Here is a 26,390-nt window from a genome sequence, read left to right as displayed (position 1 = left end):
ATTAGCGCCTTATGCTCGCCATATGCGCTGTTAAATCATACAGGCTGCCTTCAACCAGTATGTCCAGGTGCAGGCCAACTACGCTTACTGGGGCATGGCGGCGATCCGGATGTATGGCGGAGTGTTGCAGTTGGGATGGGTCCACAATGGTGATGCCGCCGCTGCCCAGGACCTGCAGCCTATGATCCGGACCGATAAAGGCGGCGGTGTCTTCATCCAGGCCGATGCCGATGGCAAGTGGGTTGTAAGTCAAGGCCATGAGCAGACGCCCGAGCCGGTCCTGGTGGCGAAAGTGCTGATCGATGATCAACCGCTCGATCAGGCCCAAGCCCGGCGCTAATTGAACAATGTCAGCACGCGGCGTAGTGCCACTCTCACCGGCCGCAATCATCTGCCCGGGCAGGAACGCTGCGCCAGCGGAGGTGCCGGCCACGTGCATACCCTGTGCATTCCGGTTGCGAATTTTCTGCGCCATCGAAGTACTACCTAGCGTCTCGGAAAGATGGACCGGGTCGCTCCCCGTGAGGAAAAGCCCGTCGACACTATCGAGCATGTCCAGGTTTCGCTTCGCCTCGCAGTCGGTTCGGGTCTCAAATTTGAGGGCACTGACCCGATCCCCCCCCAGATCACGGAACGCCCTTTCATAACGGCGGCCGGCGTCCTTGGTCGCGGAGCCCGTAAGGATGATGCCGATATGCGCGCGGGAGCCGCCGCAAATCTCGATGAAGCGGCGCAGAATGGCAGCGTTTCGTATTAGCCTTCCATCGCCCCCGATGGGGACAATAAAGCCTCGTGTACCGCCAATGGGCGCCTTTGCACGACTCAACTTTCACTCCGATAGAGTGGCCAAATCTTGAAGTAGCCCAAGTCTCGTGCAGCCACCACGTAACCCACTTTTCCGGCCGGAGCCTTGTTGCTGCCGGGCTCGAATCAGCTGACGTCTTATCTTCGCGTCTTCGAGGGGTTGACGCATGATATGCGATTTTATATCGGCAAGCGGAACGTGGAGCGGGGCAGCACAGATACGCGCTGCCCCGCTTCGTGGATGATCCGGCTTTTGCCTCTTCTAGCCGATCAGGTCAGAGCAGTAGCGTTCGATCCACTCGGGACGTAACTCCGCGCAGACAACGTACCGCCTACCAGGCTATGCGTCCCGAGATGATACATATTGCCATCAACCAGGATATGCAGACGTATTCCGGTCAAGCCTACCGGGTCGTCATGGCGAACGGAATCAGCTGCAGAGTTGCGCAGATTCGACCCGTCGATGATGGTGACGCCGCCGCTGCCTACCACCTCCAGCATTTCGTCTGGACCGATGAACGCAGCCGTATCCTCGTCCAGCCCAATGCCCACCCCAAACGGGATAGAAGCCACTGCCGTGAGCAGGCGTCCGAGCCGATCCCGCTGGCCGAAGTGTTGGTCGATAACAAAACGGCTGATGAGCCCCAAGCCTGGTGCCAGGTCGACCATCCCGGCGCGGGGCGTGGCCCCGCTCTTCCCCCCGGCAATCATGGCAGCTGACATGGCGGAGGCCCCGGCCGAGGTCCCGGCTACGTGCATGCCGTGTGCGTTACGGCTATGAAGCTTCTCCGCCGCCGGCGTGTCGCTCAGCATCTCGGCGAGGCGTACCTGGTCGCCCCCGGTCATGAAGACCCCGTCGGCGCGATCGAGCACCTTCAGGTATCTGTCCGATTCGCAGTCGCGGCGTGTCTTGAATGGCAGGATACTGACTCGGTCAGCGCCGAGATCGCGGAACACCGACTCATAGAGATCCCCCGTGTCATCCAGCGAGGAGGCAGTGGGGATGACCGCAATGTGCGCGCGCGACCCACCGCAAAGTTTCACGAAACGGCGCAGAATAACCGGGTTCTGAACCCGATTTTCCGCGCCGCCAATAGGGATAATAAAGCCTCGCGCGGCACCCTTCGGTGATCTTCCGGAACGCATACCATTCACTCCTTCTCAAAGCTTGACCGGCGACCTGGCGGTCCGCCATAGGCACGACAATCGCAGCTATCTGCCCGATGATTCGAGCAGCGCCACAACCGTGCTGAATCAGTCGGGCAGCACCCTCGTGGGCGCTGTGCAGCAACCCGCGAACCTGAAGCCTGCAGCAATAGTGGACAGGTTTGCATCTTCCTCGCGTCACACAAAATCTGCACCTGCCCACACCGTACAATATTTTAAAGCAAAAAATGCACCAACGTTTTTGTCCGCATGGGTTGGCGCGAACCCTTGGCGCAGATCGCGATTGCGAACGAGAGCTCGCGAGAACTTCGGCCGCCGCGGAAGCGCATGAATAGCATATGCACGCAATAAGTGCATATTTGAACCGATGTGGTGCGATGCTGACGCATCGATTCAAGTATTGCAGGTGGCGCTTGGCGCCGGAGCGTCGCAATTCGTCTGTTACCAGTCGACGTACCCGGCAGATCGGTCAAACGCCTGCCACCCAAGGCAAATCTTCTGTACACATTCGGCCGCTGCTCTTTTCGGCAAACGTGACGGTTATTGGGTCGGGATGTGCTCCCTCGGTATTTTCGGAAGTGGACGTCGACGTCACGGCGCCGGTCGATCGTTGCCGGCGATCCGCAACCGTTCGGAAAGGAAAGGCATACTTGCCCGCCGACGCAAAGGCGCGGATGACCGTTGAATCCTGGAAGCTGCCATTGAAGGGGCGAGGGATCCAGTGACCGGATGGGGTCGACTTCTGCCGACCGCATCGGTCAGCACGCGGCCATGTTGCGTCATTCGCGCGCACCGTTTCCGAGCCGTGAATCTCAAAGATTTAGCCAGCGAAATGGCGCTCGAAAAAGTCGGTAGTTGCTGGATCACTTACTATAGGCCGGAATATCGGGTAGCAATTACCGCGATGAGGAGAACTCTTTTCGTCTATCGCTCCGTCCCGACTCGAAACGGGGTCACATAAGCTATTGATTTTTATGGCAGAATGCGCGGCGGACGCGTGGTTCATGTGAGCGTGATTGAGGTTACGGGTCGTCGAGTAAATATTGCGCATCCCGTTTTCAGTTCGACGTTTCTCTCGTTTTAGAGGTGTGTGATATGGGTAGTCTCAGTATTGGTCATTGGCTTATCGTTTTGGCCATTGTTGCTCTTGTTTTCGGTACCAAAAAGCTTCGGACAGCCGGTGCGGACCTTGGCGGTGCCGTTAAGGCCTTCAAGGAAGGTATGGGCAATTCGGCAGCACGGGCCACCGACGCAAGTGCGATTCCAGCGACAATTGATGGCCACGCGAAAGATGTGACCGTGAGATAAGCAGGAAAAAGGGCGCACGGGGTCGCTCTATCAACCCCGTCGCTTGGCTCTTGTAATTGAGAACTGTCCCGGCAGCTTATGCCGAGGAGAAGTCGTTGGCACTCTGACTCGGCAGGAGAGAGACGCCTGTGGATGTATCGTTCCTCATTGACCCGATTCACAAAACCGTCACTAGCGCGCAGGATGGCTATGCCCGTGCGGGTGAACTTATCGGCACAGATTTGACGGATATTGCGACGCTGTGGGGCGATGCAGCCGACTCGGACACCTCGGTGCAGGTGATCGTCGCAGACGACAGCCTTGTGAACAATACTATCCGGCGAGGATTTTTCAAGGTTACCCTCGAGCTCGAGAACGTAAGGCTGGAACGGGTGTTTGCTGGAAAAGCAGTACTCAACGCGTATGGCAGCCCGCGTGCCGACATCAAGGAGCAAGTCAAAACGCTCAAGGCCATCCGCGAGCGCGTCAGTTTTATCGACGCTGAAGACGCGTTTCATTGGTTCGAGGAAAACACTGGCGGCTCACCGTTTTCATTGGAGGACTAAGCGAGTCTGCGCTCAGCCTGAGACTCGGAGGCCCTTGTTTTATTAGGTATCCTATAGTATGGAATGTTTGCAGCGGATCGCGCGGATGCGCGCGAAAAAGTCAGCGTAGGCCATGACGCAATTCCGTTTCCTTGCAAACTTCGCAGCAGAGTTTCCCGCAAGCCAATGTAGCTTTGTCATCAATAGCGGTCGTCGAGGTGTGTTGGACTCGAACGTCAGGAACGGATCGAGATGCGTCCCAGATGCATCAGGCAGCGAGCGGCCAACTACTGCCGTTCGTCGGCATGTGGGAAGGGACATTCAAAGGTTCTGTCGCGATAAGGAAAGTGGGTTGAATAAGGGCGAACATGCTGAGGATTACTTATGCCGCTAACGAGTAGAACTGCTCGGCGGGAGTCTGCCCGATGCCGCAGTTTTTCATCTGCCCCTTGGCGATCATATGCATCACTTCGATGCCGCTCAATAGGATGCGTGCACAACGAAAGTCCTTGAACCCGAGTATCGGTCGGGTATGGCGCTTGATCGCCCGGTGGTCCTGCTCTACGACGTTGTTCAGAAACTTCGTCTGGCGGATCCTGATCGGCGTTTCACGCTCGGCATTGATTGCCTCGAGCGCGGCCAGATTCGCACCACTTTTATCGATCGTCACTGTTTCCGGTTCGCCGTTTTGAGCGATCGATTTTTCGAAGTAACGTCGGGCCGCAGCCTTATCGCGATGTGCCCGCAGCAAGAAGTCGATCGTGTTACCGGCCTTGTCAACTGCACGGTACAGATATTTCCACTGACCCTTCACCTTTATATAGGTCTCGTCCACTCGCCAGCTCTTGCCAACCGGGCGCTTGTGACGGCGAAACGCCTTCTCCATGACCGGCAACAGCTTGATGGCCCAGCGGTGCACGGTCGAATGATCGACCTCAATGCCGCGCTCGGCCATCATCTGTTCAAGATGGCGCAGGCTCAGCGGGTACGCCACGTACCACCGCACGCACATAAGGATGACGTCGAGCGGGTAGTGCAGGCGCTTGAGCACCTTTGCCACGGCCTGATTCAGGTTCTGTTTCATCGATCAAAGTCTTCGCCTTCACGCCGCCAGCATAGCAGCCTCGCCTTAACGCGACAAAACCCAACAATATCGTGGAACAAGACCATCGGGCGATCAAGCGACGTACCCGACCCATGTTGGGATTCAAGGATTTCCGTTGTGCCCGCATCTTGTTGAGCGGCATTGAACTCATGCATATGATCGCCAAGGGGCAGATGAGAGACGCAGGCAAACTCAAGCCATCGGCCGCCCGGCAATTCTACTCGCTGGCGATGTAAGCAATCCTTATCACATCGCAATCGTACGCCAAAATCGCCTTACCGCGACAGAACCCCCGCGGGTCCCGGCGGGAACACCTGCCATGTGCCGTCATCGTGCCGGAAGAAAAAAAGCGCAATCGAACCTTCCAGTCGCTGTACCTCGACGCGTGCGTAACGTCCGCGGCTAGAGCCTGTGCGACTGAATCGGGTTACCCGAATCGGCGTCGCCGCAGTTGGCGTCAGCCATTTTTCAACCAGCGAACGCCGGGACCTTTCTGCCGTGTTCATCCGCTCCTCCTTCAGTCTCGTTACCGTCGGCTCGGCGTTGCCCTGTGGCACTCGCCTCGATGTGCCTGCGGCCTCGAAGAAAGTGGTCACTTCGCGTGATGGATGCCGGACGAAATCAAACGAAGTTACGGCAGGCGACCTGCGCAACGGCGCTTGAAAATTTCTGGCGCAGGAGACGAGTTTCGCGACCGCGTGCGAGGCGCACCGCGCGCCTCGGACCGCCACAGGCGGCCACCCCGCAAACAAGGCGGGCGGGGTGCTCGCCTGAACGATTTGATAGTAGTGAGCTACGACAAAACGCGACTACTTCTCACTGGTTTCGACCGGTGCTGCAAGCTGTCGAGTACGCTTGGTCGAGGTCAACGCCGCCGCGCTGATATTGCTCTCCGCGGTCTCTACAGCCTGCTTTGCGGCCTTCCTCGCAGCTTCGTACGTCGTGTTCGCCGTCTCGCTTGCCGTGGTGATGAACGTCTTCCACGCAGTCACGGCGTTTTCGCTTCCCGCCGGCGCGTTCTTCGCGACGCTGTCGACAAATGCCTGTGCATCGTGCTGGAACTGCTTGATTTTTGCTTCGGCGACGGCGGCGAATTCGGCTTGAGTGCTGGAGATAATTTCGTAAACGTGGCGCCAGTATGACTGTGCTTTTTCCTTGGCGGGTTGAGCCTGGCTTGCCTGTTGTGCGAAAAACTCCTGCGGCGCTCCGGCCGAAAACGCCTTGACCAGGATTTCCTGATTTTCGGCGAGGCTTGATTTGACTGCTTGCATGTTCAACCCGACCAGCTTTTCGACGGCGCCAAATGATTTCGTCAGGATGCCGAATGTTGTGGCAACACCAGCTTTCTGCGCAGCGACGATTAGTTCCGGGGAAATACTGCTCATCATTAACTCCATGGAGGTGAGGTGACCAACGTCAAAAAGTCAGATGAATGAAAAACTATGGGCCACAAAGTACGAATCGAATGGTTTGTGCGCTGCAGCAATAGTCATTCTATGAAGGAGCGGGCGGATGTCAACCACAGATTCGGCGGCAGCGCTGGGCGGCGTGTGAGAACGCGGGCAAACGCCCCGTTGGTATTGGTGGGCAAGCGAATACTAGGGGAATACCCGCAGAACATTTGGATTCCTCAGGATGCTATTGATGACCTTTTCCTCAGATGTGTGCGGTGCCACAAAGCGCCACGGTTCATTTGACGCTGAGAGCCGGTCCTGGGCGAGAGCTGGTTACCGGATAACGTAAAGCGCAGGCTTGATGACAAATATTTTCTGTTTGACACGGGCATACTGGCGAAGGAATAGTTGAGCCAGAAACTAGCCGTCAGTCGGCTTTCGATGCAGCGCGACCTGGAGCTAAGCACGACGTCACTGGGGCGTCATGACGGGTATGTAAGGTTGACCGGCAGCCGGAAGAGAGCCGGTGCTGAATTGCATAAAAATATATCTGAGAGACGATAGTAAGATGAATCCACATACTCAAAATATCGGTCATCTCGAGCGCAGTGCCGGGAATGACCGCCTGAAGCGCGCCTTGGCCGCACGCCTCGACAGGGCATTGACACGCGCCGGCATCAGTTCGGCACGCGCAGCGAAGGGGCTGGGTGTGAGCGAATATGACGTGCAATATTGGCGACGCGGAATCACCGTGCCGCCGCTGAACGCTTGTACGCGCTTCGCCGCCGCCCTCCATCTCGATGTTCACTGGCTTTGGACGGGGCAGCCTTCGGTCGCCTGATTCGCAGTTCGCGGGAATCGTGGGCCAGGGAAGTTTGTGCTCCCGTGGATTCCCGTACGTTCTGAAGTTCGCAGCCCGGTCGGCATCGCACCCGCAATGATGCAGTTGTACGCATTTCTGATGCGGCACAGCAGGCGTCTCTTCCGCAGACCTGGAGGGAATCGATGTGAAGGCAGTTAAACAAGATGCGGCGTTCGGCCAGGCGCCGCGCCTCAATAAGTACGAGATGGAGTTGTCGCGAGGCGCCTCGCATATCGCGAGCACGCTGTACGAGGAAAGCATGCTTGCGGCGGTGAGGGAAACCATTCTTCACTTCGAGGCCTCGCACGGACGCGGCGACCTGAAAGCATTTGCGCACGCCCTTCTCAGAAGACTGGAGCAGCGCGGGAGGCCGCTGGCGGGCAAGGTGCTCCAGCACTTTATTGAGCGCGGCCGTTTGCCAGAGGAGGTACCCAGCGCGCCGCCAGTACCTGTGTCTGCTCGCAAACCTGCCGCCCGGAAGCTGAAAGGTACGGCCTTACCGGCGGCCAACGCTCGCCAAGCAGCGTGAGCTGCATACATGCAGGCGAACTACAAGTTTCAATTCTTAACCGCAACAACCGAGGGAAGAACATGTCAAAGCGAATCGCTTATGTCACCGGCGGCATGGGTGGAATTGGTACAGAAATTTCTCAGCGGTTGTTCAAGGACGGATTCACGGTCGTCGCCGGTTGTGGACCCAACTCTCCCCGGCGGGAAAGATGGCTGAAGGAGCAGGAGGCGCTTGGCTTTTCCTTTGCCGCTTCCGAAGGGAATGTCAGTGACTGGGAGTCTACCGTGGCTGCGTTCGCCAGGGGTGCCGTCAAACGCATTGTCAAGCCGATGATGGGTTTCAAGAGTTTCCGGTGCGCGCGCATTATTTTGTCCTGCATCGAGTTGATGCACATGATTCGCAAAGGGCAGATGCAGGACGAGCGCGGCATCAAAACTGCAGCCGAGCAATTCAATTCGTTGGCTGCGTAAGTAGTCCTACTGATATCACGCTTTGTTCAAGCTGTAATCGTTATCGCGACAGAACCGCAATTTTTCAGTCGGCTCAACAGGCTGTCAAAGACCGGGAATGCGGGACCTCAGGGCCCGCCCCTGGCGCTCGCTGACATCGATCACTGTCCGATTACGGTCGTTCATGACGAACTGGAACGAACTGCGGGCGGTCGGGCGAATCTCCAGAACCTTGTGCAGATTCACCAGCACGCCGCGATGGGCGCGAAAGAAACCGCTCTCGGATAGTGTCGCTTCCAGTTCTCCAATCGCATAGTTGACCCAGTAGTGCCCGGCTTCCGTCTGAACGCGCAGAATGCCCGCATCCATCCAGAAGTAGCAGATATCCGACGGTTCCAGCAACAGCAGGTGCCCGGCCTTGCGGGCAACGATGTGCCGGGCCGCACGCGGCATCTGGTTCAACGCGCCGCGCACCTTGTCGTCATGCTCGGCGCGCCGCTCGCGATAGCTTTGAATTCCATACGCACGCTCGACCATCGCATCGAGAACCTCCGCTTCTACCGGCTTGAGCAGATAGGCCAGCGCCTGGGCCTGGAAAGCGCGCAGCGCATGTTCATCATAGCCGGTGACGAAGATCACCAACGGAAGAGGCGTAGTCGGCTCAATGGCGCGCAGCACTTCGAATCCGTCGAGCCCGGGCATCTGCACGTCGAGGAAAGTTAGGTCGGGCCGCAAGCGCTCGATGAGTTCTGTCGCTTCAAGCCCGTCGCGCGCCTCGCCGATGATGTCGACTTCCGGCCGGCTCTCCAGCAGCCTGCGCAAACGCAGCCGCGAGGCCTGCTCGTCGTCGATCAGCAGTGTGCGCAACTCGACGCTCATACCTGCTCCGCCTGCAGCGGTATTGTCACTGTCGCACGGCTGCCTCGCCGTGGTTCGCTATTGAACGTAAAACGTGCGTGGCTACCATAGGCTGCTTTCAGCCGATCACGCACGTTGCGCATCCCGACCCCTTCGTTCGACGCGTCGTTCGCACTGGCAATACGTGTTCCGCCTCCGTTGTCCGCGACGCTCAGTATGAGCTCGGCTCCTACCCGTTCCGCGCTGACCACCAGTTGGCACTCGCCGAGCTTCGGTGCAAAGCCGTGCTTGATCGCATTCTCCACAAGCGGCTGCAGGATGAGCGAAGGAATCGGACAGTCGGCTGTCTGGTCGGCGATGCGGAAGTCCACTCGCAGGCGCTGTCCGAAGCGGATTTGCTCGATCTCCAGATAGGCCTTCAGGAACGCAGTCTCCTCGTGCAGCGGGACGAATGATCGCGCGCTTTGGTGCAGAACGTGACGAAAAATACCGGCCAGACGCAGCGTCATCGTTTCAGCGATCTCGGGCGCCTGATGCACCATGGCGGCGATGGTATTGAGCGAATTGAACAGGAAATGCGGATTGATCTGTGCGCGCAGCGTCCGTAGTTCAGCCTCGACCACCTGGTGCAACAGACTCGCCTCGCGCTGCGCTGTCTCGATGCGCTCTCGTTCGCGTTCGAGCGCTTCGAGCCGTCGCCCGACCACATATCCCGCCTGCCGAAGAATGTCCAGTTCCCCGCTCAGCAGTGCTCGGCGGCGCATGTCATGGCGCGCCGATAGCTCGAAGAGCTCGACATCGCCCACGGGGACCGCGACAAGATCATTTGATGGGACCGCTTCTGCCGTGCGTCGCGACACGCGCACTTCGATGTTCAGCATGTCGTGCAGAAAGTGCTCGGCGCAGTGAAAAACGGCCGCTTGTGTCTCCTGCTGGGCGAGGCGCTCGCGCAATTCGGCGAGTGCCGCCTGCGGATCGTCACGACCGAAGACGCGCTGGTCGACAAGGCGGTCACCTGCGCTTGCGATCCAGCCTGTTAGCAGCAGCGCAGCGGTCGCCGCCGCGCAGAAGAGGGCGGCGCCCGCCGCGTCGGACGCAGTGCGCAGCGCGAAGCCTCCGCCCGACGACCACATGGCGATCCATGCGAGCGACACGCCCAGCGTGCACGCGAGTACGACGCGCAAGCCAAGTTTGGCGAAACAGTCGGCAGCCCGGAATTGGCCGAGATAGAGCAGCCCACCGAGCATGGTCAGGACGATGCTCTGCTTCGCCAATATATCGAGCGGCGGATCCCAACGCGTGGACAAGACGCTCAACATTCGCATCCAGTGCGCGGCCATGCTCAGCGACGGACCCAACAGGATCAGCGCGAGCCCGACCCGCTCTGCAGCCGACGAAATGTGCGGACGAAGCAGGACGAGTGCGCAGAACAGGACAGCCAGCGCGCTATATCCGGTCATCCAGTGCAGTGCATCGAGCCATTGGGGAAACGCGCGTGGCGCAACTGCGAGACCGATCATCTGGAGTACGGCCAGGGCGAGTGTGCAGCGTACGAGCCAGTCTCCTGCTTTCCTGCGCGACGTGGTCGCGGGGCTGGTGTTCCAGAACAGCAACAGGCAGATCGGCCACGCGGCAGGGGCACAGAAAGACAGGCTGTTGACCCACAGTACGGCCGTCGACTGCGAAGGAACACCTGCAGCGAGCAGGCTGAATCGAGTCAGCCCGCCCATGCTCCATACGGCTCCGCACGCGGCGTTGAGCGCACGTGCATGACGGCCTTCGCCAGGAGACCGCCACGCGAGCGCTGCCAGCAAAACCGCCAGCATCAAGCTGAGTCCGTAGCCGATGAGCTGTCCCAATAGCGTCGCCGGATTGAGCTGTGCGTCCATGAGTGTCCAGATTCGAGGCTGCCTCGCGTGCTGCCGCTCAAGTTTGCGCCAAACCGTTACGGTTTGCATGCTCGTCGGGCTGAGCGCCGGATTTTGGCGTCGAACGCGTAAACGTGGGTTGCGAACGAAGCGGCCGGCTGTTTCGCACGCGGCCGTTTTGCGCTGCGCGTTCGCCGCCGCAATTGCACCGTTCGCACGCCAATTCCCGCGTTCGCGCCGGTCAGTCTGGGATCTGCGCCGCTGAGCTCCTACGGTGTCTCCAGAAGGTCTCGCATCGCGCGGCCATCACTCACCGGAGGAACGACATGCAAAGAAGGGACCTGCTCAAGCTGGGCGTCTTAAGCACGCTCGACGCTTTCACCGGCGCGCGTGGCCTCGCTCAGACCGTTGCATCGGCGCCACCGCTTCCCTGGTTTGCACTGGCGAACTCGATGGACCAGGAGTTGAACTACGCCGCACGAGTCGAGGGGCAGATGCCACACAACCTGCGAGGCACGCTGTTTCGCGACGGACCAGGTCGGTTCGAGCGAGCGGGTTGGCGCAAGCAACACATCCTGGACGGCGACGGGATGATTCGCTGCTACCGGATCGCTTCAGACGGGGTGACGTTTCAGAATCGTTTTGTCCGCACCACCAAATATCTCGACGAATCGAAGGCCGGACAATACCTCTACTCGACGTGGGCCTCCCAGCTTCCGGGCGGACCGGCTCGTAACGCGCGTCCCGACTTTCACGGCGGCCAGGCAGGCATATCGGTACGGTGGCGTAACAACCAGCTCTATGCGTTCGACGAGTCATTTCAACCCTACCAACTCGAGCCGCAATCGCTGTTGACGCGCGGCGTAACGCTGCTGGGGCTGCCGAGCGGACTGACTGTTTATTCGGCACATCCCAAGGAAGATCCTGTGAGTGGTGCATGGATCCATTTCGGTACGCAGTACGGGCCGACGCTGCAGATACACCTGACGGAATTTGATCGGGAGGGCAAGCTGAACTGGCACCGGGTACTGCAAGCGCCGCGCTACGTGTACGTGCATGACTTCTTCGTGACTGAGCGCTACATCGTGCTGCACCTGCATCCGGCTTTCATGGACGTGGCAAGCTGGCAGGCTGGTCAAACCAGTCTATTGGGATGCATTCAGTGGCGACTCGAAGCAGGCGGCCTGCTGCTCGTCGTGCACCGGGGCGGCAGCGAAAACCCCATACAAATCGAGACCGAAGCGGTATGGATGTGGCATGGCGTCAACGCTTACGAGCGGGGCGGCGAAATCGTTGCAGACTGCGTCGCGTACGACAATCCCAGTACTTTTGTGGGTCCGGAGGCGAGCTGGCGCGCGGTCATGAACGACCAGCAGGGAGTGGTAGGCGCGCCGGGCGCCATACGACGCTTCGTCATTGCGCCAGACCAGCGGCGGGCGCGTATGGAAACGCTGGACACTGGGAGCCACGAGTTTCCCACCATCAATCCCGCGCACGCGTTGCGACAGAACCGGTACGGCTATTTCGGTTTGGGCACCGACGATACCGGCTTCTGGAATGCAATCGTCCGCATGGATATGCTGGGTGGCAGGCGCCAACAGTTCACGTTCCAGCCGGGGCAGTACTGCGCGGAGCCCATTTTCGCCGCAGGGCCGGACAAGGCCGACTCGCTGCAGGATGAGGGCTGGCTGCTCGTCGAGGTTCTCGATAGCCGGCTTCAGCAGAACTGCCTGGCAGTGTTTCACGCAAACCGCATCGAGGACGGCCCCATTGCAAAGGTGTGGCTCACGCACACGCTCCCATTGAGCTTTCATGGCTGCTGGGTGCAGGCAGAATGACTGACGACAGCGGCTGCCCCAATAGAGCGACGCGGCGCGGTGTGTCTTGACGTTAGTTCGTTCTCTGCATCTTCGATCAGTTCGGGTACCTGGCGCTCGAGATGCCCAATTCCCTTGGGAATAACGATCCCGAATTCGGCCAGCAGTCCGCGAATCTGGTTGGCCTGCGCGGTTCGCGCCCGCACAAAACCCTCGCGTACGCGATGCAGCGACAACACCGATTGCTGCTCGATGCTCTTGACCGGCACAAAGCGCATGTTCGGGCGCGCGACTGCCTCGCAGATTGCTTCGGCATCCGCCGCGTCATTCTTGTTCGTCTTGACGTACGGTTTGACAAACTGCGGTGCAATCAGTCGGACCGTATGGCCCATGGCCTGCAGCTTGCGGGCCCAATAGTGCGCGCTGGCGCACGCTTCCATCCCGATCACGCAAGCGGGGAGGTTGGCGAAGAACTCCGCAACGTGATTCCGCTTGAGCACTTTCTTCAGCACCGTTCGGCCATGCTCATTTACACCATGAACGGCAAAAACGTTCTTCGCCAGATCGATGCCAACTGTCGTAATCTTCATGATGGACGCTCCCCTCGGTCAGGTGGTTGCTTCGACACTTCCACTTTGGCACATTGATGCCGCTTCGGGTGGGGGCGTCCATCCCATTACTTTCGACTTTAGCTCACAGGCCGGGTCCGCCAGACACTCTGACCTGAATGACATGACATAACATCGACATGCTAACTTGCAAAAGGGTGTATGCCATCAGCCCGGCCTCTGCGCTTTCCGGGTTGTCTACTGGCCGGCCTACGTCTGGTTGTAGCAGGCGACGCCGCAGGCCGGCCAGTAGACAACCGGCAGTCCTGGGAGATTTCTTTCACATAACAGAATTTTTCCATTCAACAGGGCTTGACTTTCAATACCCCATAGAAGAGCGATTTCTTCGTCTTCTTCATCAGTTCATTTTACGCGCGCCGCAGTCGCGCTAACCTGACAAAGCCCCTCGAGGTTCTCTCGCTAGCTCATAGTGGGTTCTCGAATCGGTCAACCCCAATACGTTGACCGACTCGCTTTCCCTATTTGCACCAGAACCTCTGGAAAGAGGCAAACGTCGACTGAATGAATGCCAATTACGGCTGAGCGAATACGTCCGTGCGATTTATCAGATTTCCCGAGTTCGTTTGCACGAAGAACGGCACGAACGTCGAGCCGATCGCGCCCAACCCTTGATAGTCCCCGACGAAGAAACCCTCGGCGTTCGGCGCGGTCTTGAGGTCGAACGACCCCGCCAGATGTACTTCATTGGCGAACGTCATTCCCGTGTCCGTCGATGTCGTTTGCCAGATATCCGTCGGTAGTGTCGCGGTGATACCATCCGCTAGATTGCGGAAATCGTAGTACGTTACTGCAACGATCTTCGACGAATTGACGCTAATGCTCGGATTGAATGCCGGCCGTCCCGTGGGCTTATTGACTCGGATCGGTGCGCTCCAGGTCTTGCCACCGTCTTTTGAAGTGGAAAGCGCGATCTCATCGTAGTGCCCACCGTTGAAGCGCGAATCCTGCCACACGACATAGAGCTGCCCGGTCGCCGGATCGATCGCGGGCTCGGGAATGATGTCTCCGGAACGCACCGCTTCGCCGGTGTTCGGATCCGTGACCGATACAGTCTGCAGACCCGAGATGATTTTCGGCTCCGTCCACGTTGCGCCGTCATCGGTCGATTTGATGAACGCCACCTTGCCGGCCGCTTTGGAGAACGGCGGAGTGATCAGGTTGAAGAAGTCATAGAGCGTTCCGTCCTGCGAGTTGACCACGATCTGATTGCCGATCGTCTGCTGCCGCGAAGGCACCGTCACGATGACGGATGGCGGACTCCATGTCTTGCCGCCGTCGATGGTCCTTGAGAACATCGATGGCCCTCGGAATGCGGCCGTATGCCTGTTGGCGTACGGATTGCCGTTCGGCAGTTCCAGCCTGTCCCACACGGCATAGGCGGCACCTGCCTTGATAGGATTCGCCGTCACCGATTCCTTGTCGTTGAAGAATTGCAGCGTCGGTTCGTTGTTGGCGATGACGATGCTCGGCTTCCCCCACGTCTGGCCGCCGTCGTTCGAAACCGCAGCGGCCACCGCATTGCTGTTGTTAGATTGATTGAAGGAGATAGACACAGCGTACGCCGTGCCATCGGGGCCGATCGACACCCACGGATCGGAGGCGCGTTCGTAGCCGAGCGCGCCTGCGCATGCACTAAAAGGCAGTGCCGTTGGCGTGGTCCACGTTAAACCGCCATCGAACGACGAGGCGCCAACTAGGCCGTGGGCGCCGCCGTTGTCCCATCGGTCCTGCTGCCATACGCCGATAAGGTTCGAAGGATTTTTCGGGTTCACGGCGACCCAAGGTTCCACCTCGGCATTCACATAGTTCGTGCCGGGGCCGCCTATGGTGCAAGCGGCAAAGAGACTAGGACCGGAGACCAGGACGGGCGCAGCCCGACTGGTTGTAATGCTTGTTGCGAGGACAACAGCGAGCGGAATGCCGCTCAAAAGTGCGCGAGGCTTGTTGCAACGCATGGAAGGCTCCTTCTCCATTGCGGCCTGCAACAGCCCACAATAGCGTGCTGGCAGTTGCGAAAGTACAGGAGCGGCATTGCACCTTCTCGCCCGAGGGCTCAACGATGGCATCGTCGGCGCGCCTTCTTTCCGCCATTATCCGCTCGCCACACTCACTACCGCTTTGACTGCCACAGACCGCCAGCGCTGATCACCGCCAGCGCGTCGGTCACGACTTCATTACGGATTACCAGCCAGTTCTTTACTGTAGTGCCCGTCGGAATTTTCGCCACTCTTTTAATGACCCAGACTCTTTGCGATGACGATCATTTATGAGATGGATGCAATCCACTTTAGATCGTAGCAAAGGACGTTGCGTGAATTTTTTGTAACAACCTGAAGCGCTGTACGCTCTCATTCGTCAAGCCGTAGTGGGCGTTTTTCAAAAATGAAGTCATCACCGACATTGTTTTTAATGCGTTGCGTGAGGCGTATGCGCAACGATCACATTTCACGCGTACGCCGGCATTTCTGCCACCACCGGTTGCCGGGCGCGAGACCAGGCGTTTGCGCGGCGTCGTCGCGGCGGTCAGTGTGAAGCCGGTGCAATCGAGTTTCGCTTCGAGCGACGCGCCGACGTCAAATGAAAGTCACTGGCAACTGGTTGCGGGTTTCTCAAGGCTGCTGAATTTGTCTGAAGTCCTTTGTGGGTATGACTTTCGCCGATTTCTGCCGGATCCGCTAGAATTCCCGATCTTTGGTGGTCGATAATGGCGCAAAGCCAGCAATGGCAACGGATTCCAACGGAATTGAGCCTCGGCCAGTTCGAACAATTTGTCTTGCCGCACCTCACGGCAGGAAGCCGGGGACCGGCATCCAAACTGACCGCGCACGCGATCTTCAACTACATCCTGAAACTGCTTTACCTGGGTTGCCAATGGAAGGCGCTGCCGATTGCAATGGATCGGCACGGCAGGCCGGAGATCCACTACACGAGCATCTATCGGGCCTTTCGCCGCTGGCAGGCATGCGAATGTTTTGACGCTGTCTTCCTCGCGTCGGTCGTGCGGCTTAGCCACGACCAGTTGCTGGACACCAGCATCATCCATGGCGACGGTACCACGACGGCGGCGAAAAAAGGCGGTGACAACATTGGCTTCAGCGGCCACAAGCACATGAAGGGTGACAAGGTCGTTGCCTTCCGCGACCGGAACTGCAATGTGATTGCCCCGTTCGTGCCGGCACCAGGCAATCGCAACGAATCGCCACTGCTGCGTGACGCGCTGCCGCGGGTGATACAGATTGCCCGTGAAGCAAACCTGGACCTGCGTGACAGCGTGGTCAGCCTGGACGGCGTCTACGATTGTCGCGCCAACCGCAAGGCGATATTCAACCGCACGATGGTGCCCAACATCAATCCGAACCCGCGCGGCAGGAAACGCACGAAGCGAGGTCGCAAGCCGCTGTTCGATCGGACCATTTTTAACGAGCGGTTTCGTACGATCGAGCGCGTGTTCGCGTGGGAGGACAAATTCCGCCGCCTGTTACTTCGCTTCGAACGTATCAGTCAGTTGCACTATGCATTCAAGACCATAGCCTACACGATGATCAATCTACGGCACTATTGCGGTAGTTGATCTGGCAGTCGAGGCCCATGCTTCATGTCCGGCGCAGCGCGCCGTGATCCCCTTCGTCCTCACCCTGCCGAAGTACATCCATGACAACGCAAAACTGCCTCGTCGCCGACCTCGACGCGCCTGGTCTCGCCCGCTTGCTGATTCCGTTGACCGCCGCCAGATCGCTTCGACCGAAACTCGCAACCAGTTGTGAGCTTAATGGTCGCCTCATTTGAGATTGCTTCTGGACTGTTTCGTTCAGACGAGTGGAAATGCCGGACGCGCCTACCTTGACCCAATCACAAGGCAGGACGACGGGCCAGGCTCGGTGACAACTCCTCGCCGCTACTGGCTTTTATAACAGCGTGTCCGCGCCAGTTACCCGGACCGACCTGCGCCGGTAGCCCGTGGTCGCGAGCAGCAGGCTGCGCGTGTACTCGTGCTCGACCTGCTGCGCTCGAATGGAACCGATATCGCGCTGCTCGACAATCTCGCCATTACGCATGACCGCGACGCGCAAGCAGAGAAAGCCGACCACCGCCAGGTTGTGGCTCACGAGCATCATTGTGAGATTGCGTTCGCGATGAAGCCGTCGCAGCAGGTTGAGGATTTCGGCCTGCACGGACACATCGAGCGCGGACGTCGGCTCATCGAGCAGCAGCACGCGCGGTTCGACAATCAGCGCCCGTGCAATCGCGACGCGCTGCCGCTGCCCCCCCGACAACTGATGCGGATAGCGGAAACGATACGCCGGACCCAACCCGACTTCGCGCAGCGCATCGACAATGCGTTCTTCCTGCCGGCCGATGCCGTTGATGGTCAGCGGCTCGCGCAAGGTCTGATCGACTGTGAAACGCGGATGCAGTGAGCCGTACGGATCCTGAAAAACCATCTGTACGTCGCGTCGAAAGGAGCGGTCGATCTTCTCTCCGTACACGTGCGAGCCGATCTTCATATGGCCGCCAGCGACGGGCGCGAGGCCTGTCAACGCGCGCAGGATCGTCGACTTGCCGGAACCCGATTCGCCGACCAGCCCGAACACTTCTCCTTCGTCGACATGAAAGCTCGCCTGGCGCACTGCGTCGAAGTCACCGGTTTTGGTCCTGAAGCGGACCGTCAGGGCGTTGACATCGATCATGCTGATTCTCCTGCCGATCGCGTGAGCCATGCTGCGTCCCGCTTCAGCACGGGCAGTTCATCGGGCGGATTGATGAGCGGTGGATTCGCCGCGAGCAGGGCGCGCGCATACGGATGCTGGGCGTGGACGAGATCGCGCGCCGCGCAGGTTTCCACCACACGTCCCGCAAACATCACGACGACGCGGTCGCAGAACGACATTACGAGGGGCAGGTCGTGGCTGATCAAGATCAGGCCTGTGTCGTGCTTTTCGATCATCTCGTCGAGAATCCCGAGCACCTGCATCGAGACGAGCACGTCGAGCGCGCTGGTCGGCTCGTCGGCGATGAGCAGGCGCGGTCCGGACGACACCATCATGGCGATCATCACGCGCTGCCCCATGCCACCCGACAACTCGTGCGGGTAGGCATCGGCGACACGCTCCGGATTGCGGATATGCACCGCTGCCAGCGCCTCGATGATCTTCTCGCGCATCTCGCGACGGCTGAACTTCGGACCGTGCAGTTCGAACGCTTCGCGCATCTGTTGCGCGACGTTCATCACCGGGTTGAGCGAGTATTTCGGATCTTGCAGGATCATGCCCATCTGCTGGCCGCACAGTTGCCGGCGCTTGCGCACCGACATTGCCAGCAGATCCTGACCATCGAACTTCATCGCCTTCGCATGGCATTGCGCCGCAGGCGGCAACAGGCCGAGCAGCGCACGCCCGGTGAGCGATTTGCCAGAACCGGATTCGCCGACGATGCCAAGCCGCTCGCCGCGCTGCAGCGTCAGCGAAAGGCCACGTACGGCTTCGGTCAATTCGCCGCCATGACCGCGAAAGCCAATTCGCAGGTCGTCGATTTCACACAGGGGTTGGGTTGTAACGGCTGGCATGTCAGCCTCCATGGCGCGGATCGAAGACGTCTCGCAGACCGTCGCCGAGCAGGTTGAAGGCGAGGCTCACCAGCAGAATGGCAAAGCCCGGAATGGTGGCCACCCACCACGAATCGAGCAGCACGTTGCGGCCCGACGCGACCATGAAACCCCACTCGGGGCTCGGCGGTTGCGCGCCGAGGCCAAGGAACCCAAGACCCGCGACAGTGAGAATGATGCCGGCCATATCGAGCGTCGCGCGCACGATCACCGACGACGAGCAGAGCGGCATGATATAGCGCAGGAGGATGCGCATCCGCGACGCGCCCTGCAAGCGCGCGACGTGAATGAAATCGACTTGCACGAGTCGCAGCGTTTCCGCCCGCGCGAGGCGTGCATAGGCCGGCCAGGCCGTAATCGAAATGGCGATCACCGCGTTGATGACACCGGGTCCCAGCGCGGCCGCGAAAGCGAGCGCGAGCACGATCTTCGGAAACGCGAGCGCCACATCGGTGACCCGCATCAGCACGTTGTCCACCCAGCCGCCAAAGAAGCCAGCCGTGGTGCCGATCAAAAGGCCCACCGGAACCACGATCACCACGACGAGAATCGCAATCGAAAGCGTGAGCCGTGAGCCGTAGACAAGACGCGAGAGGATGTCCCGGCCAAGCTGGTCGGTGCCGAACCAGTGCGATGGCGAACCCGGCGGCAGCAGGCGGTCGGAGAGGACTTGCTGCAGCGGATCGTGCGGTGCGATCAGCGGCCCGATTGCCGCGATGATGATCAGCAAGGCCAGAATCACGAGGCCGAAGACCGACAGCGGATTGCCCGCGAAGCGTCGCCAGCGCCGGTAAGCGAGGCCGAGCGCGGCCTGCTTGCGTGACGCGGGCGTGTCGCTCAGCAGCCAGTCTTTCCATCGTCGGGGCACGGCATTCATCGGCCAGTCCTGCATTTGCATAGATTGATCGGTTGGAGGAAGCACGAAGGAAATCTCCGGAACATCAGCGGGCGCGCGGATCGAACACGCGATAAAGCGCATCGGTCAACAGGTTGAGCGCGATGAACGTGACGCCGATCACGAGCGTGCTGCCGAGCACGGCGCTCATGTCGGCGTTCAGGAGGGCGCCCGTCAGATACGAACCGATACCGGGCCAGGCGAAGACGATTTCGGTCAGCACCGAGCCTTCGAGCAGATAGCTGTACGTGAGTGCAATCACGGTCAGGAGCGGCACGGCGATATTGCCGAAGGCGTGACGCCAGATCACCCGGCGCTCGGGCAAGCCTTTCGCGCGTGCCGTGGTGATGTACTCCTGACTGAGTTGCTCGAGCATGAACGAACGCGTCATGCGGCTCAGATAGGCGACCGAGTAGTAGCCGAGAATGGCAGCAGGCAGCGCGATATGCGAGAACGCATTGAAGAACACGTCCCATTCGCCCGCCATGAGCGAATCGATGAGCAGGCTGCCTGTGTGCGTATCGACCATCCCGTCGAATACCGGATCGACGCGTCCCGGACCCGCTACCCAGTGCAGCTTCGCGTAGAACAGCAGCAGGCCCATCAGCCCGAGCCAGAACACCGGTACCGAACTGCCGACGAGGCCGACAAAGCGCGCGACGTGATCGATCCAGCGGTTGTGGCGCACGGCGGCAATCACCCCGAGCGGCACACCGATCAATACGCCAATGATGGTCGACAGGGTCGCGAGTTCGAGCGTCGCGGGAAACACACGCTGGATGTCTTCGATAACAGGATGCGCGGTCAGTAGCGACATGCCGAAGTTGCCATGCAGCACATCGCGCACATAGATCAGGAACTGCACGGCGAGCGGCTTGTCCAGCCCGAGCTGGAGACGCGCCGCCGCGTAGGCCGCCGCCGACGCGCGATCGCCGAGAATCGCCAGCACCGGATCAATCGGAATTTTACGGCCAATCACGAACGTGACCGCCAGCAACCCGGTGAAGGTGATCACGAGCGTGATGATCCAGCGCACGAGGCGCAAGGCCCAGCGCACGCCGGCGCTTTCAGCTGAAAGCGCGCGCATGCGCTCGAAAGTCGTGAGGGGAGTGGACATGGTGAGTTCCTCGGTCGAAGGCGAAGCCTGGACAGTATCGCCTTCGCCGCAAACGTTACTGCTTCTTCAGATCACGATACGACACGAGGTCGTTGATCGGACCCACCTCGAGTCCCGTCACGCCCGGTCGCGCGGCCACCTGCGAGACCTGCTGGAACATGATCACGAAGGGTGAGTTCGCGAGCATCTGCTTCTGCATCGTCTGGTACAACTCGGCGCGCTTCGCTGTCGACGATTCGGCGAGCGCGGCGTTGGTCTCCTTCGTCAGGCCAGGAATGTCCCACGAGTTGCGCCAGGCGAGCATCTTGTAGGCCGACTTGTCGGAATTGTCCGGATTCCAGGTGAAGCCCTGGGCGTTGCTGTGCGGGTCGATGTAGTCAGCGGACCATTCACCGATATAGATGTCGTGCGAGCGCGAGCGGTACTTTGCAAGCGTCTGCTTGTTGTCGCCGGGGATGATCTGAACCTTGATGCCGCCTTGCGCAAGATTGGCCTGCACGGCTTCGGCGATTTCGCTGTACGGGTAGCCGTTACGCACGTCCATCGTCACGGAAAAGCCATTCGGAAGCCCGGCTTTTGCCAGCAGCGCCTTGGCCTTCGTGACGTTCTGCTGGTAAGGGTTCGTGTTCAGCGCGCCGAGAAAGCCTTCCGGAAGGAACGTTTCGTGCACCTTGTAGGTGGTTTTCGCGACGTTGCTCTGAATACCGTTGTAGTCGATCAGCCACTTCATCGCTTGCTGGACTTCCGGTTTGGCCAGATTCGGATTCTTGACGTTCAGGCCGAGGTACAGAAGCGTCGCTTGCGGCACCGCGCTCACATGCGCCTTGCCGGACTTCGTCAGGGCGACGAGATCATCCGGACTCAGGTTGCGCGCCACATCGACGTCGCCGTTCTCGAGCAGCAGGCGCTGGCTCGATGCTTCCGGCACGTGACGCAACACGATCCGCTTCATCGCGAGCGGTACGCGATAACCGTCGAAGCGCTGCAGGACGATGCTGTCGTTGGCAGTCCATTTGACGAGCTTGTAGGCGCCGGAGCCGGCCTCGTTGGTTCGCAGCCAGTCGTTGCCGAAGTCATTGCCTTTCTGGTGCGTGAGCAGCAACTGCTTGTCCACCACCGACGCAGGCCACGCACCGAGTACGTTCAGGACGAACGTCGGCGCGTATTTCTGGTCAGTCGTCACACTGACGGTTGTGTTGTCAACCTTCTTTACGTTGTTAAACACATTGTCCCTGGTCAGGCCGATGCCTTGCAGCACGGCCGCCGCGCCTTTGTCGAGCAGGACGGTGCGCTGGATCGACCACGCGACGTCGTCGGCGCTCAACGGGTTGCCCGAGTGGAACTTGAGACCCGGACGGATCTTGAACGTGAAGGTCAGGCCGTCGGGGCTCACGGTCCATGATTGCGCGACATCGCCGTTGAATTTCGACGGGTCTTTCAGATCGACCCGCACCAGCCGGTCATACGTATTCGCCACATATTCTTCCGGCACCAGTTCGTAGACTTCGCCCGGATCGAGCGTGGTGAATTCGTCGAGGAACGTGGCCATGACGAACATGTCTTTCGGCGTCGCCGCCGCAGCGGGGCCGGCGGCTGTGAACGACAAGGTCAAGGCGGAGGCGATCGCCGCCGCCGTCAGTGCATTGCGCAATACCAGTTTCATTGCCGCTCCATAAGGAATGGGATAGAGCCTGTCAGGGAACAACGGATGGAGAAATCGAACGCCACTACATGAGACGCAACGGACCACTTTCGCTGTTATCGATCAACGGCAGCGCGCGGGAGGCAGGCAACTCGTAATGCCACCATTCGCTCTTGATGTGCGCAAAGCCGGCGCCGTACATGATGCCGAGCAGTAACAGGCGGTTGCGCTGCACGTGCTCGGGCAGGCCGGTATGGAAGTGTTCGGACTCGATCGTCATGGCGTCGAAGGCCGTGCCCATGTCGAGTTCGTTGCCGTCGGCGTCGAGCAGCGTCAGATCGATCGCCGTGCCGCGGCTATGGTTCGAACCACGGCCAAGCTCAGCGATGTAGGTGGGGTCGGGCAGAAAATCCCACAGCACCTGTTGCGCCTGGGGCGGACGGTACGCATCGAAAATCCGCGCGGTCAGGCCGGCGTTGCGGGCAATCTCCACTGCCTTGCGCAAAGCGGCTTCGGCGGGTTCGAGCAGCAGGCAGTGAGCTTCCTTGTAGATGGGCTTGCCTGTCAAGTTGCGCTCGGTGGCATAGACGAGGTCGATGTCCACGCCATGCGTGGCGGCGGTGATTTCGATGAGTCGCGGTTGTGTCATGGCGGGCGCGTTGAGATGCCGGATGTGAGAGGTTTAGAGATCGAACTGGTTGAATTCGGCTTGCAGCTCGCGATTGCGTGCGACGCGTTCGTCGATCGCGGACCCCAGTTGTGCAACGATCGCGGTAATCAGCAGGTTGAACAGACAGCTGAGCGGCGCCAGCGAGTCCCAGAACTGGCCGACATCGGTTTTGACCTGCAACAGGTCGCAGGCGAATTCGCGAGCCCAGGGACAATAGATGTCGGTGACCAGCGTGAACGGCACGCCACGACGTGTCGCGGCTTCACAGTAGGGGCGCGCGATCATCGAGTAGGCGCGCGTATCGGTAATGACGAGGTACGGTGAGGCAAACTCCGAGTTCAGCGAATCGACGTATGAGCCGGACATACCGTCGGAGTAGAACACGCGCGCACGGATGTATTCGAGGTAGCTGTAGAACGCGTTGCTGATGCCGCGCGTCGACTGGATGCCGAGGATATACACGGCATCTGCATTGGAGATGCGCTCCGCGATGCGGGCGAACATGGGCGATTGCGCCAACTGGTACACATGCTGGATCGCGTCGATTTCGAGTTCTAGCGAGCGGGTCAGGGCGCCGTTCTCGCCGTTATGCGCGGTGTTGCCGAACTGTCGGGACACGCGCCGGTATTCGTCGAGCCGGTCGGTAATCATCCACGGGCGCGCTTGTGCGCCGCGCAGCTCGCGCTTGAGGTCGTCGAGGTTGCGATAGCCGACGCTGCGCAGAAAACGCCCCACAGAAATTCCGCTCGTGGCCGTCTGCTGCGCAATCTGATCAGCGGTCTCGAGTCCGAGTCGTTCGAGATTCGCCAGCATGTAACTGGCGATGCGCTTGGCCTTGGGGGTAAGCTCGGCAAAGTGGGCTTCGACAGTTTGTGCGAAAGCGGTCGGCATGTCAGTGCATGTAGATTTGGTTAATTGCCTGTCGTTTTCTCAATCAATGACATGCATCTAACAAAACCAATAAACTCAGCGCCAGCTTAAAAATTCAATTGGCTATGACTGTCTGATAGCTTTTGTCAGACCTGGTCTCGCACGTGAAGGAAATTCACTTTAGGTTCGCCGTTACGGTGGTAGGACAATTATGGAGGGCCTCATTGATTGGTGGGGCACAGCTAGCACCCTGAATTTGGCGGATCGCGTCAACCCAAGCAAGGGACCATAGCATCCGATGTCTGATAGCGGACCGCCAGGCGCTCGACCTCACGTACGCTTGCTCATTATGTCCGGGGCCATCGCGGAGCCGCCGCGATAAATCCGGTATCGAGGCAAACTGCACATTTCGCCGGAGTGTGCGGCGCGACGTCCGGTCACGCTGCTCCGCAAGCTTCTTTCCTATCGGGCGCCACGGATGCCGGCGCCGAACTGATACTGTTGTTAGTCCGCGATCGGCCAATAGCTGCCGTTCGCTCGCTCCAGAATGCCGACATTCGAACGGCCGCTCCATATCCGAGACCTGCCGGATGTCCCAACGCAAGCATCTCTTTGGGGAGTTTTATCCCAGCCCACGTCTGCAAGCCCGGAGGCACGCGATTGCCCCCATTTCCGGTCCACGTTGATTGCTGATTCGACCGTGATTCCGTCGCCAGATGATCAGTGACCTTCCGATCCAATGCCTGCCACTTTGCGGCAGCATGCACAAGACCGGCTCTTCAGTTCACGTACACTCTGGGGCGCGGAGCATGCGGGATAGCCGTCGAAATGACGTCAGTCAGCCAGTTGACCGTCCGGCCATCACTCCTGGCGGACGGGTCACGCTTTCTACCGGAGCCGCCTGATGCAAAAAACCTGTCCAGAGCCACAGGCTGTGGTGAACCCCGTCACTGCAAGCGCTATCTTCATCGTCGCCACGATCAATCCCGGTGAAGAGCACGCCTCCACGATACGTAACTGGTGCGGTGACGTCGCCGCGTTTGTACGCTCCGTCGGCAAGCGTGTGCCCTCGGCTGAGCTTTCGTGCGTCTGCGGGTTCGGAGCGCACGCATGGGAAGTGCTGTTCGGCGATCCACGGCCGGCGAACCAGCACCCGTTCCGCGAGATCCGCGCGGGCAATCGGGTGGCGGTATCCACGCCGGGCGATATCCTGCTGCACCTGCGCGCGTCCCACATGGACCTGTGCTTTGAACTTGCGACGCAGTTGCTCGACAGGCTTGGCAATGCTGTGACGGTAGTGGACGAAGTTCACGGCTTCCGGAACTTCGACATGCGCGCCATGGTTGGATTTGTCGATGGTACCGAAAATCCGCAGGGGCGCGACGCCACGAGGTTCACGATCATCGGCGATGAAGACGCTACGTTCGCAGGCGGCAGCTACGTCGTCGTGCAAAAGTATCTCCACGACATGCAGGGCTGGAATGCCCTACCCGTCGAAACGCAGGAGCGCATCATCGGCCGCAAAAAGCTCTCGGATATCGAGCTCGAACCCGACGTCAAGCCGTCGAACTCGCACAGCTCACTGACCACGCTCGACGAAGGCGGCGAGGAAATCAAGATTTTGCGCGACAACATGCCGTTCGGACGCGTGGGCGAAAAGGAGTTCGGCACGTATTTCATCGGTTATGCGCGCTCGCCCGCGCCGATCGAACAGATGCTTGAAAACATGTTCGTCGGGAGACCGCCCGGCAACTACGATCGCCTGCTGGACTTCAGCCGGGCCCGTGACCGGCGGTCTTTTCTTCATCCCTTCGGCCGACATGCTCGAGGCACTCGTTGCCCCTGGCGCGCCGGCCACGTTCTCACCCGAGGCGGCTGCAACAGACGCCGCCATATCCGAGGACGGCTCACTGAACATAGGCTCGCTCAAGGACAAACCCAAGCATGCGTAACCTGCATCGCGAGCTCGCGCCAATATCGAGCGCGGCATGGGAACAGATCGAAGCGGAAGTAGCCCGCACCTTCAAGCGTTCGGTCGCTGGCCGTCGCGTCGTCGCCGCCGAGCAGCGCCAAGCGGTGGTTTCATTGGTCGAGTCCATCAATTGATGTCGGCCAACCATAACACCGTAAATCTCCGCAACGGTAATTGGACCTAGTGCAAAATTCATGGGTCACGTTGCCGATCATTACCGTAGCTTCGGGCGGAAATCGGCCGAGAACCGCCGTTCGCGAAGACACCTACTGAGACACTTGGACTTCCAGTCCACTCGGCAAATAGCCATTCCGTACACGACGCGG

At 59.6% G+C, this 26,390-nt stretch carries 20 protein-coding genes and 6 pseudogenes; 10 read left to right on the top strand and 16 right to left on the bottom strand.

The window, feature by feature from the left end; genetic code table 11:
- Nucleotide 1: 1 nt before the first annotated feature.
- Together OKW29_RS08795 and OKW29_RS08790 are read right to left on the bottom strand one after the other, a co-directional pair.
- Complete coding sequence (locus OKW29_RS08795; RefSeq protein WP_429290714.1) at nt 2–826, bottom strand: cyanophycinase; 825 nt, start codon at nt 824–826, stop codon at nt 2–4.
- A gap of 248 nt (nt 827–1,074) precedes the next feature.
- The gene (locus OKW29_RS08790; RefSeq protein WP_187614140.1) at nt 1,075–1,950 is read right to left on the bottom strand and encodes a cyanophycinase; all 876 of its coding nucleotides are present in this window, start codon (nt 1,948–1,950) and stop codon (nt 1,075–1,077) included.
- 1,116 nt (nt 1,951–3,066) lie between these two features.
- Here OKW29_RS08790 and tatA point away from each other — a divergent pair.
- On the top strand, nt 3,067–3,279 hold the full coding sequence (gene tatA, locus OKW29_RS08785; RefSeq protein ID WP_429290713.1) for a Sec-independent protein translocase subunit TatA: 213 nt from the start codon (nt 3,067–3,069) through the stop codon (nt 3,277–3,279).
- Nucleotides 3,280–3,407: 128 nt separating this feature from the next.
- On the top strand, nt 3,408–3,824 hold the full coding sequence (locus tag OKW29_RS08780) for a hypothetical protein (RefSeq protein WP_429290712.1): 417 nt from the start codon (nt 3,408–3,410) through the stop codon (nt 3,822–3,824).
- 361 nt (nt 3,825–4,185) lie between these two features.
- Here OKW29_RS08780 and OKW29_RS08775 read toward each other — a convergent pair whose 3' ends face one another.
- Nucleotides 4,186–4,887 carry an IS6 family transposase gene (locus OKW29_RS08775; RefSeq protein ID WP_429290711.1) on the bottom strand — a complete coding sequence of 234 codons (702 nt, stop codon included), beginning with the start codon at nt 4,885–4,887 and terminating at the stop codon, nt 4,186–4,188.
- A 62-nt stretch (nt 4,888–4,949) separates the two neighbouring features.
- On the opposite strand from OKW29_RS08775, the pseudogene OKW29_RS08770 reads away from it, so the two are divergent.
- Nucleotides 4,950–5,144, top strand: a pseudogene (locus OKW29_RS08770) (DDE-type integrase/transposase/recombinase); the annotation flags it as partial.
- A gap of 573 nt (nt 5,145–5,717) precedes the next feature.
- On the opposite strand, the gene phaP reads toward OKW29_RS08770, so the two are convergent.
- Complete coding sequence (gene phaP, locus OKW29_RS08765) at nt 5,718–6,293, bottom strand: TIGR01841 family phasin (RefSeq protein WP_429290710.1); 576 nt, start codon at nt 6,291–6,293, stop codon at nt 5,718–5,720.
- A gap of 577 nt (nt 6,294–6,870) precedes the next feature.
- Here phaP and OKW29_RS08760 point away from each other — a divergent pair.
- The 3 genes and pseudogenes from OKW29_RS08760 to OKW29_RS08750 form a co-directional block, all read left to right on the top strand.
- On the top strand, nt 6,871–7,143 hold the full coding sequence (locus OKW29_RS08760) for a helix-turn-helix domain-containing protein (protein WP_429290709.1): 273 nt from the start codon (nt 6,871–6,873) through the stop codon (nt 7,141–7,143).
- 166 nt (nt 7,144–7,309) lie between these two features.
- The gene (locus OKW29_RS08755) at nt 7,310–7,693 is read left to right on the top strand and encodes a hypothetical protein (RefSeq protein ID WP_429290708.1); all 384 of its coding nucleotides are present in this window, start codon (nt 7,310–7,312) and stop codon (nt 7,691–7,693) included.
- Between the two features lie 62 nt (nt 7,694–7,755).
- Nucleotides 7,756–7,971, top strand: a pseudogene (locus OKW29_RS08750) (SDR family NAD(P)-dependent oxidoreductase); the annotation flags it as partial.
- Nucleotides 7,972–8,229: 258 nt separating this feature from the next.
- On the opposite strand, the gene OKW29_RS08745 reads toward OKW29_RS08750, so the two are convergent.
- Entirely contained in the window at nt 8,230–9,003 is a 774-nt protein-coding gene (locus tag OKW29_RS08745; RefSeq protein WP_429289744.1) for a LytR/AlgR family response regulator transcription factor, read from the bottom strand.
- Nucleotides 9,000–10,871, bottom strand: a complete 1,872-nt coding sequence (locus tag OKW29_RS08740; protein ID WP_429290707.1) for a sensor histidine kinase — start codon at nt 10,869–10,871, stop codon at nt 9,000–9,002. The genes OKW29_RS08745 and OKW29_RS08740 overlap by 4 nt, the downstream gene beginning before the upstream one ends.
- Nucleotides 10,872–11,302: 431 nt before the next feature.
- Here OKW29_RS08740 and OKW29_RS08735 point away from each other — a divergent pair, with 431 nt between their 5' ends.
- Nucleotides 11,303–12,688, top strand: a complete 1,386-nt coding sequence (locus tag OKW29_RS08735; protein WP_429289742.1) for a carotenoid oxygenase family protein — start codon at nt 11,303–11,305, stop codon at nt 12,686–12,688.
- Between the two features lie 50 nt (nt 12,689–12,738).
- On the opposite strand, the pseudogene OKW29_RS08730 reads toward OKW29_RS08735, so the two are convergent.
- The 3 genes and pseudogenes from OKW29_RS08730 to OKW29_RS08720 all read right to left on the bottom strand — a co-directional run.
- Nucleotides 12,739–13,257: pseudogene (locus OKW29_RS08730) on the bottom strand (IS110 family transposase); the annotation flags it as partial.
- 551 nt (nt 13,258–13,808) lie between these two features.
- A complete protein-coding gene (locus tag OKW29_RS08725; RefSeq protein WP_429290706.1) occupies nt 13,809–15,251 on the bottom strand; it encodes an exo-alpha-sialidase in 1,443 nt (480 codons plus the stop codon).
- Nucleotides 15,252–15,741: 490 nt separating this feature from the next.
- Nucleotides 15,742–15,871 (bottom strand): annotated as a pseudogene (locus tag OKW29_RS08720) (polyamine ABC transporter ATP-binding protein); the annotation flags it as partial.
- Nucleotides 15,872–16,000: 129 nt separating this feature from the next.
- Between OKW29_RS08720 and OKW29_RS08715 the strand changes: the two are divergent.
- Nucleotides 16,001–16,867 (top strand): transposase, encoded by an 867-nt coding sequence (locus OKW29_RS08715; RefSeq protein ID WP_429290705.1) that lies wholly within the window; start codon nt 16,001–16,003, stop codon nt 16,865–16,867.
- Nucleotides 16,868–17,201: 334 nt separating this feature from the next.
- Here the strand turns inward: OKW29_RS08715 and OKW29_RS08710 are convergent, their stop codons facing one another.
- From OKW29_RS08710 to sapR, 7 genes are all read right to left on the bottom strand, one after another.
- Nucleotides 17,202–17,984, bottom strand: a complete 783-nt coding sequence (locus tag OKW29_RS08710) for an ABC transporter ATP-binding protein (RefSeq protein WP_429290704.1) — start codon at nt 17,982–17,984, stop codon at nt 17,202–17,204.
- Complete coding sequence (locus OKW29_RS08705) at nt 17,981–18,859, bottom strand: ABC transporter ATP-binding protein (RefSeq protein ID WP_429290703.1); 879 nt, start codon at nt 18,857–18,859, stop codon at nt 17,981–17,983. Before OKW29_RS08705 ends, OKW29_RS08710 begins: the two co-directional genes overlap by 4 nt.
- Nucleotide 18,860: 1 nt before the next feature.
- A complete protein-coding gene (gene nikC, locus OKW29_RS08700; RefSeq protein WP_429290702.1) occupies nt 18,861–19,775 on the bottom strand; it encodes a nickel transporter permease in 915 nt (304 codons plus the stop codon).
- Between the two features lie 64 nt (nt 19,776–19,839).
- Entirely contained in the window at nt 19,840–20,910 is a 1,071-nt protein-coding gene (locus tag OKW29_RS08695) for an ABC transporter permease (protein ID WP_429290701.1), read from the bottom strand.
- A 55-nt stretch (nt 20,911–20,965) separates the two neighbouring features.
- Nucleotides 20,966–22,573 carry an ABC transporter substrate-binding protein gene (locus OKW29_RS08690; RefSeq protein WP_429290700.1) on the bottom strand — a complete coding sequence of 536 codons (1,608 nt, stop codon included), beginning with the start codon at nt 22,571–22,573 and terminating at the stop codon, nt 20,966–20,968.
- A 64-nt stretch (nt 22,574–22,637) separates the two neighbouring features.
- Nucleotides 22,638–23,201, bottom strand: a complete 564-nt coding sequence (ddpX, locus tag OKW29_RS08685) for a D-alanyl-D-alanine dipeptidase (protein WP_429290699.1) — start codon at nt 23,199–23,201, stop codon at nt 22,638–22,640.
- A gap of 33 nt (nt 23,202–23,234) precedes the next feature.
- Nucleotides 23,235–24,113, bottom strand: coding sequence for a sap1 transcriptional regulator SapR (gene sapR / locus OKW29_RS08680; RefSeq protein ID WP_429290698.1), 879 nt, complete (start codon nt 24,111–24,113; stop codon nt 23,235–23,237).
- Nucleotides 24,114–24,996: 883 nt separating this feature from the next.
- Between sapR and OKW29_RS08675 the strand changes: the two are divergent.
- Nucleotides 24,997–26,044: pseudogene (locus OKW29_RS08675) on the top strand (Dyp-type peroxidase).
- Nucleotides 26,037–26,156: pseudogene (locus OKW29_RS08670) on the top strand (encapsulin); the annotation flags it as partial. The pseudogenes OKW29_RS08675 and OKW29_RS08670, both read left to right, overlap by 8 nt.
- Between the last annotated feature and the right edge of the window lie 234 nt (nt 26,157–26,390).

Origin of the sequence: Paraburkholderia sp. CI3, assembly GCF_050436505.1 — a bacterium.
Taxonomy (GTDB): Bacteria; Pseudomonadota; Gammaproteobacteria; order Burkholderiales; family Burkholderiaceae; genus Paraburkholderia; species Paraburkholderia tuberum.
The sequence above is the reverse complement of the archived record's forward strand: the minus strand, read 5'-3'. Positions and strand labels throughout refer to the sequence as shown.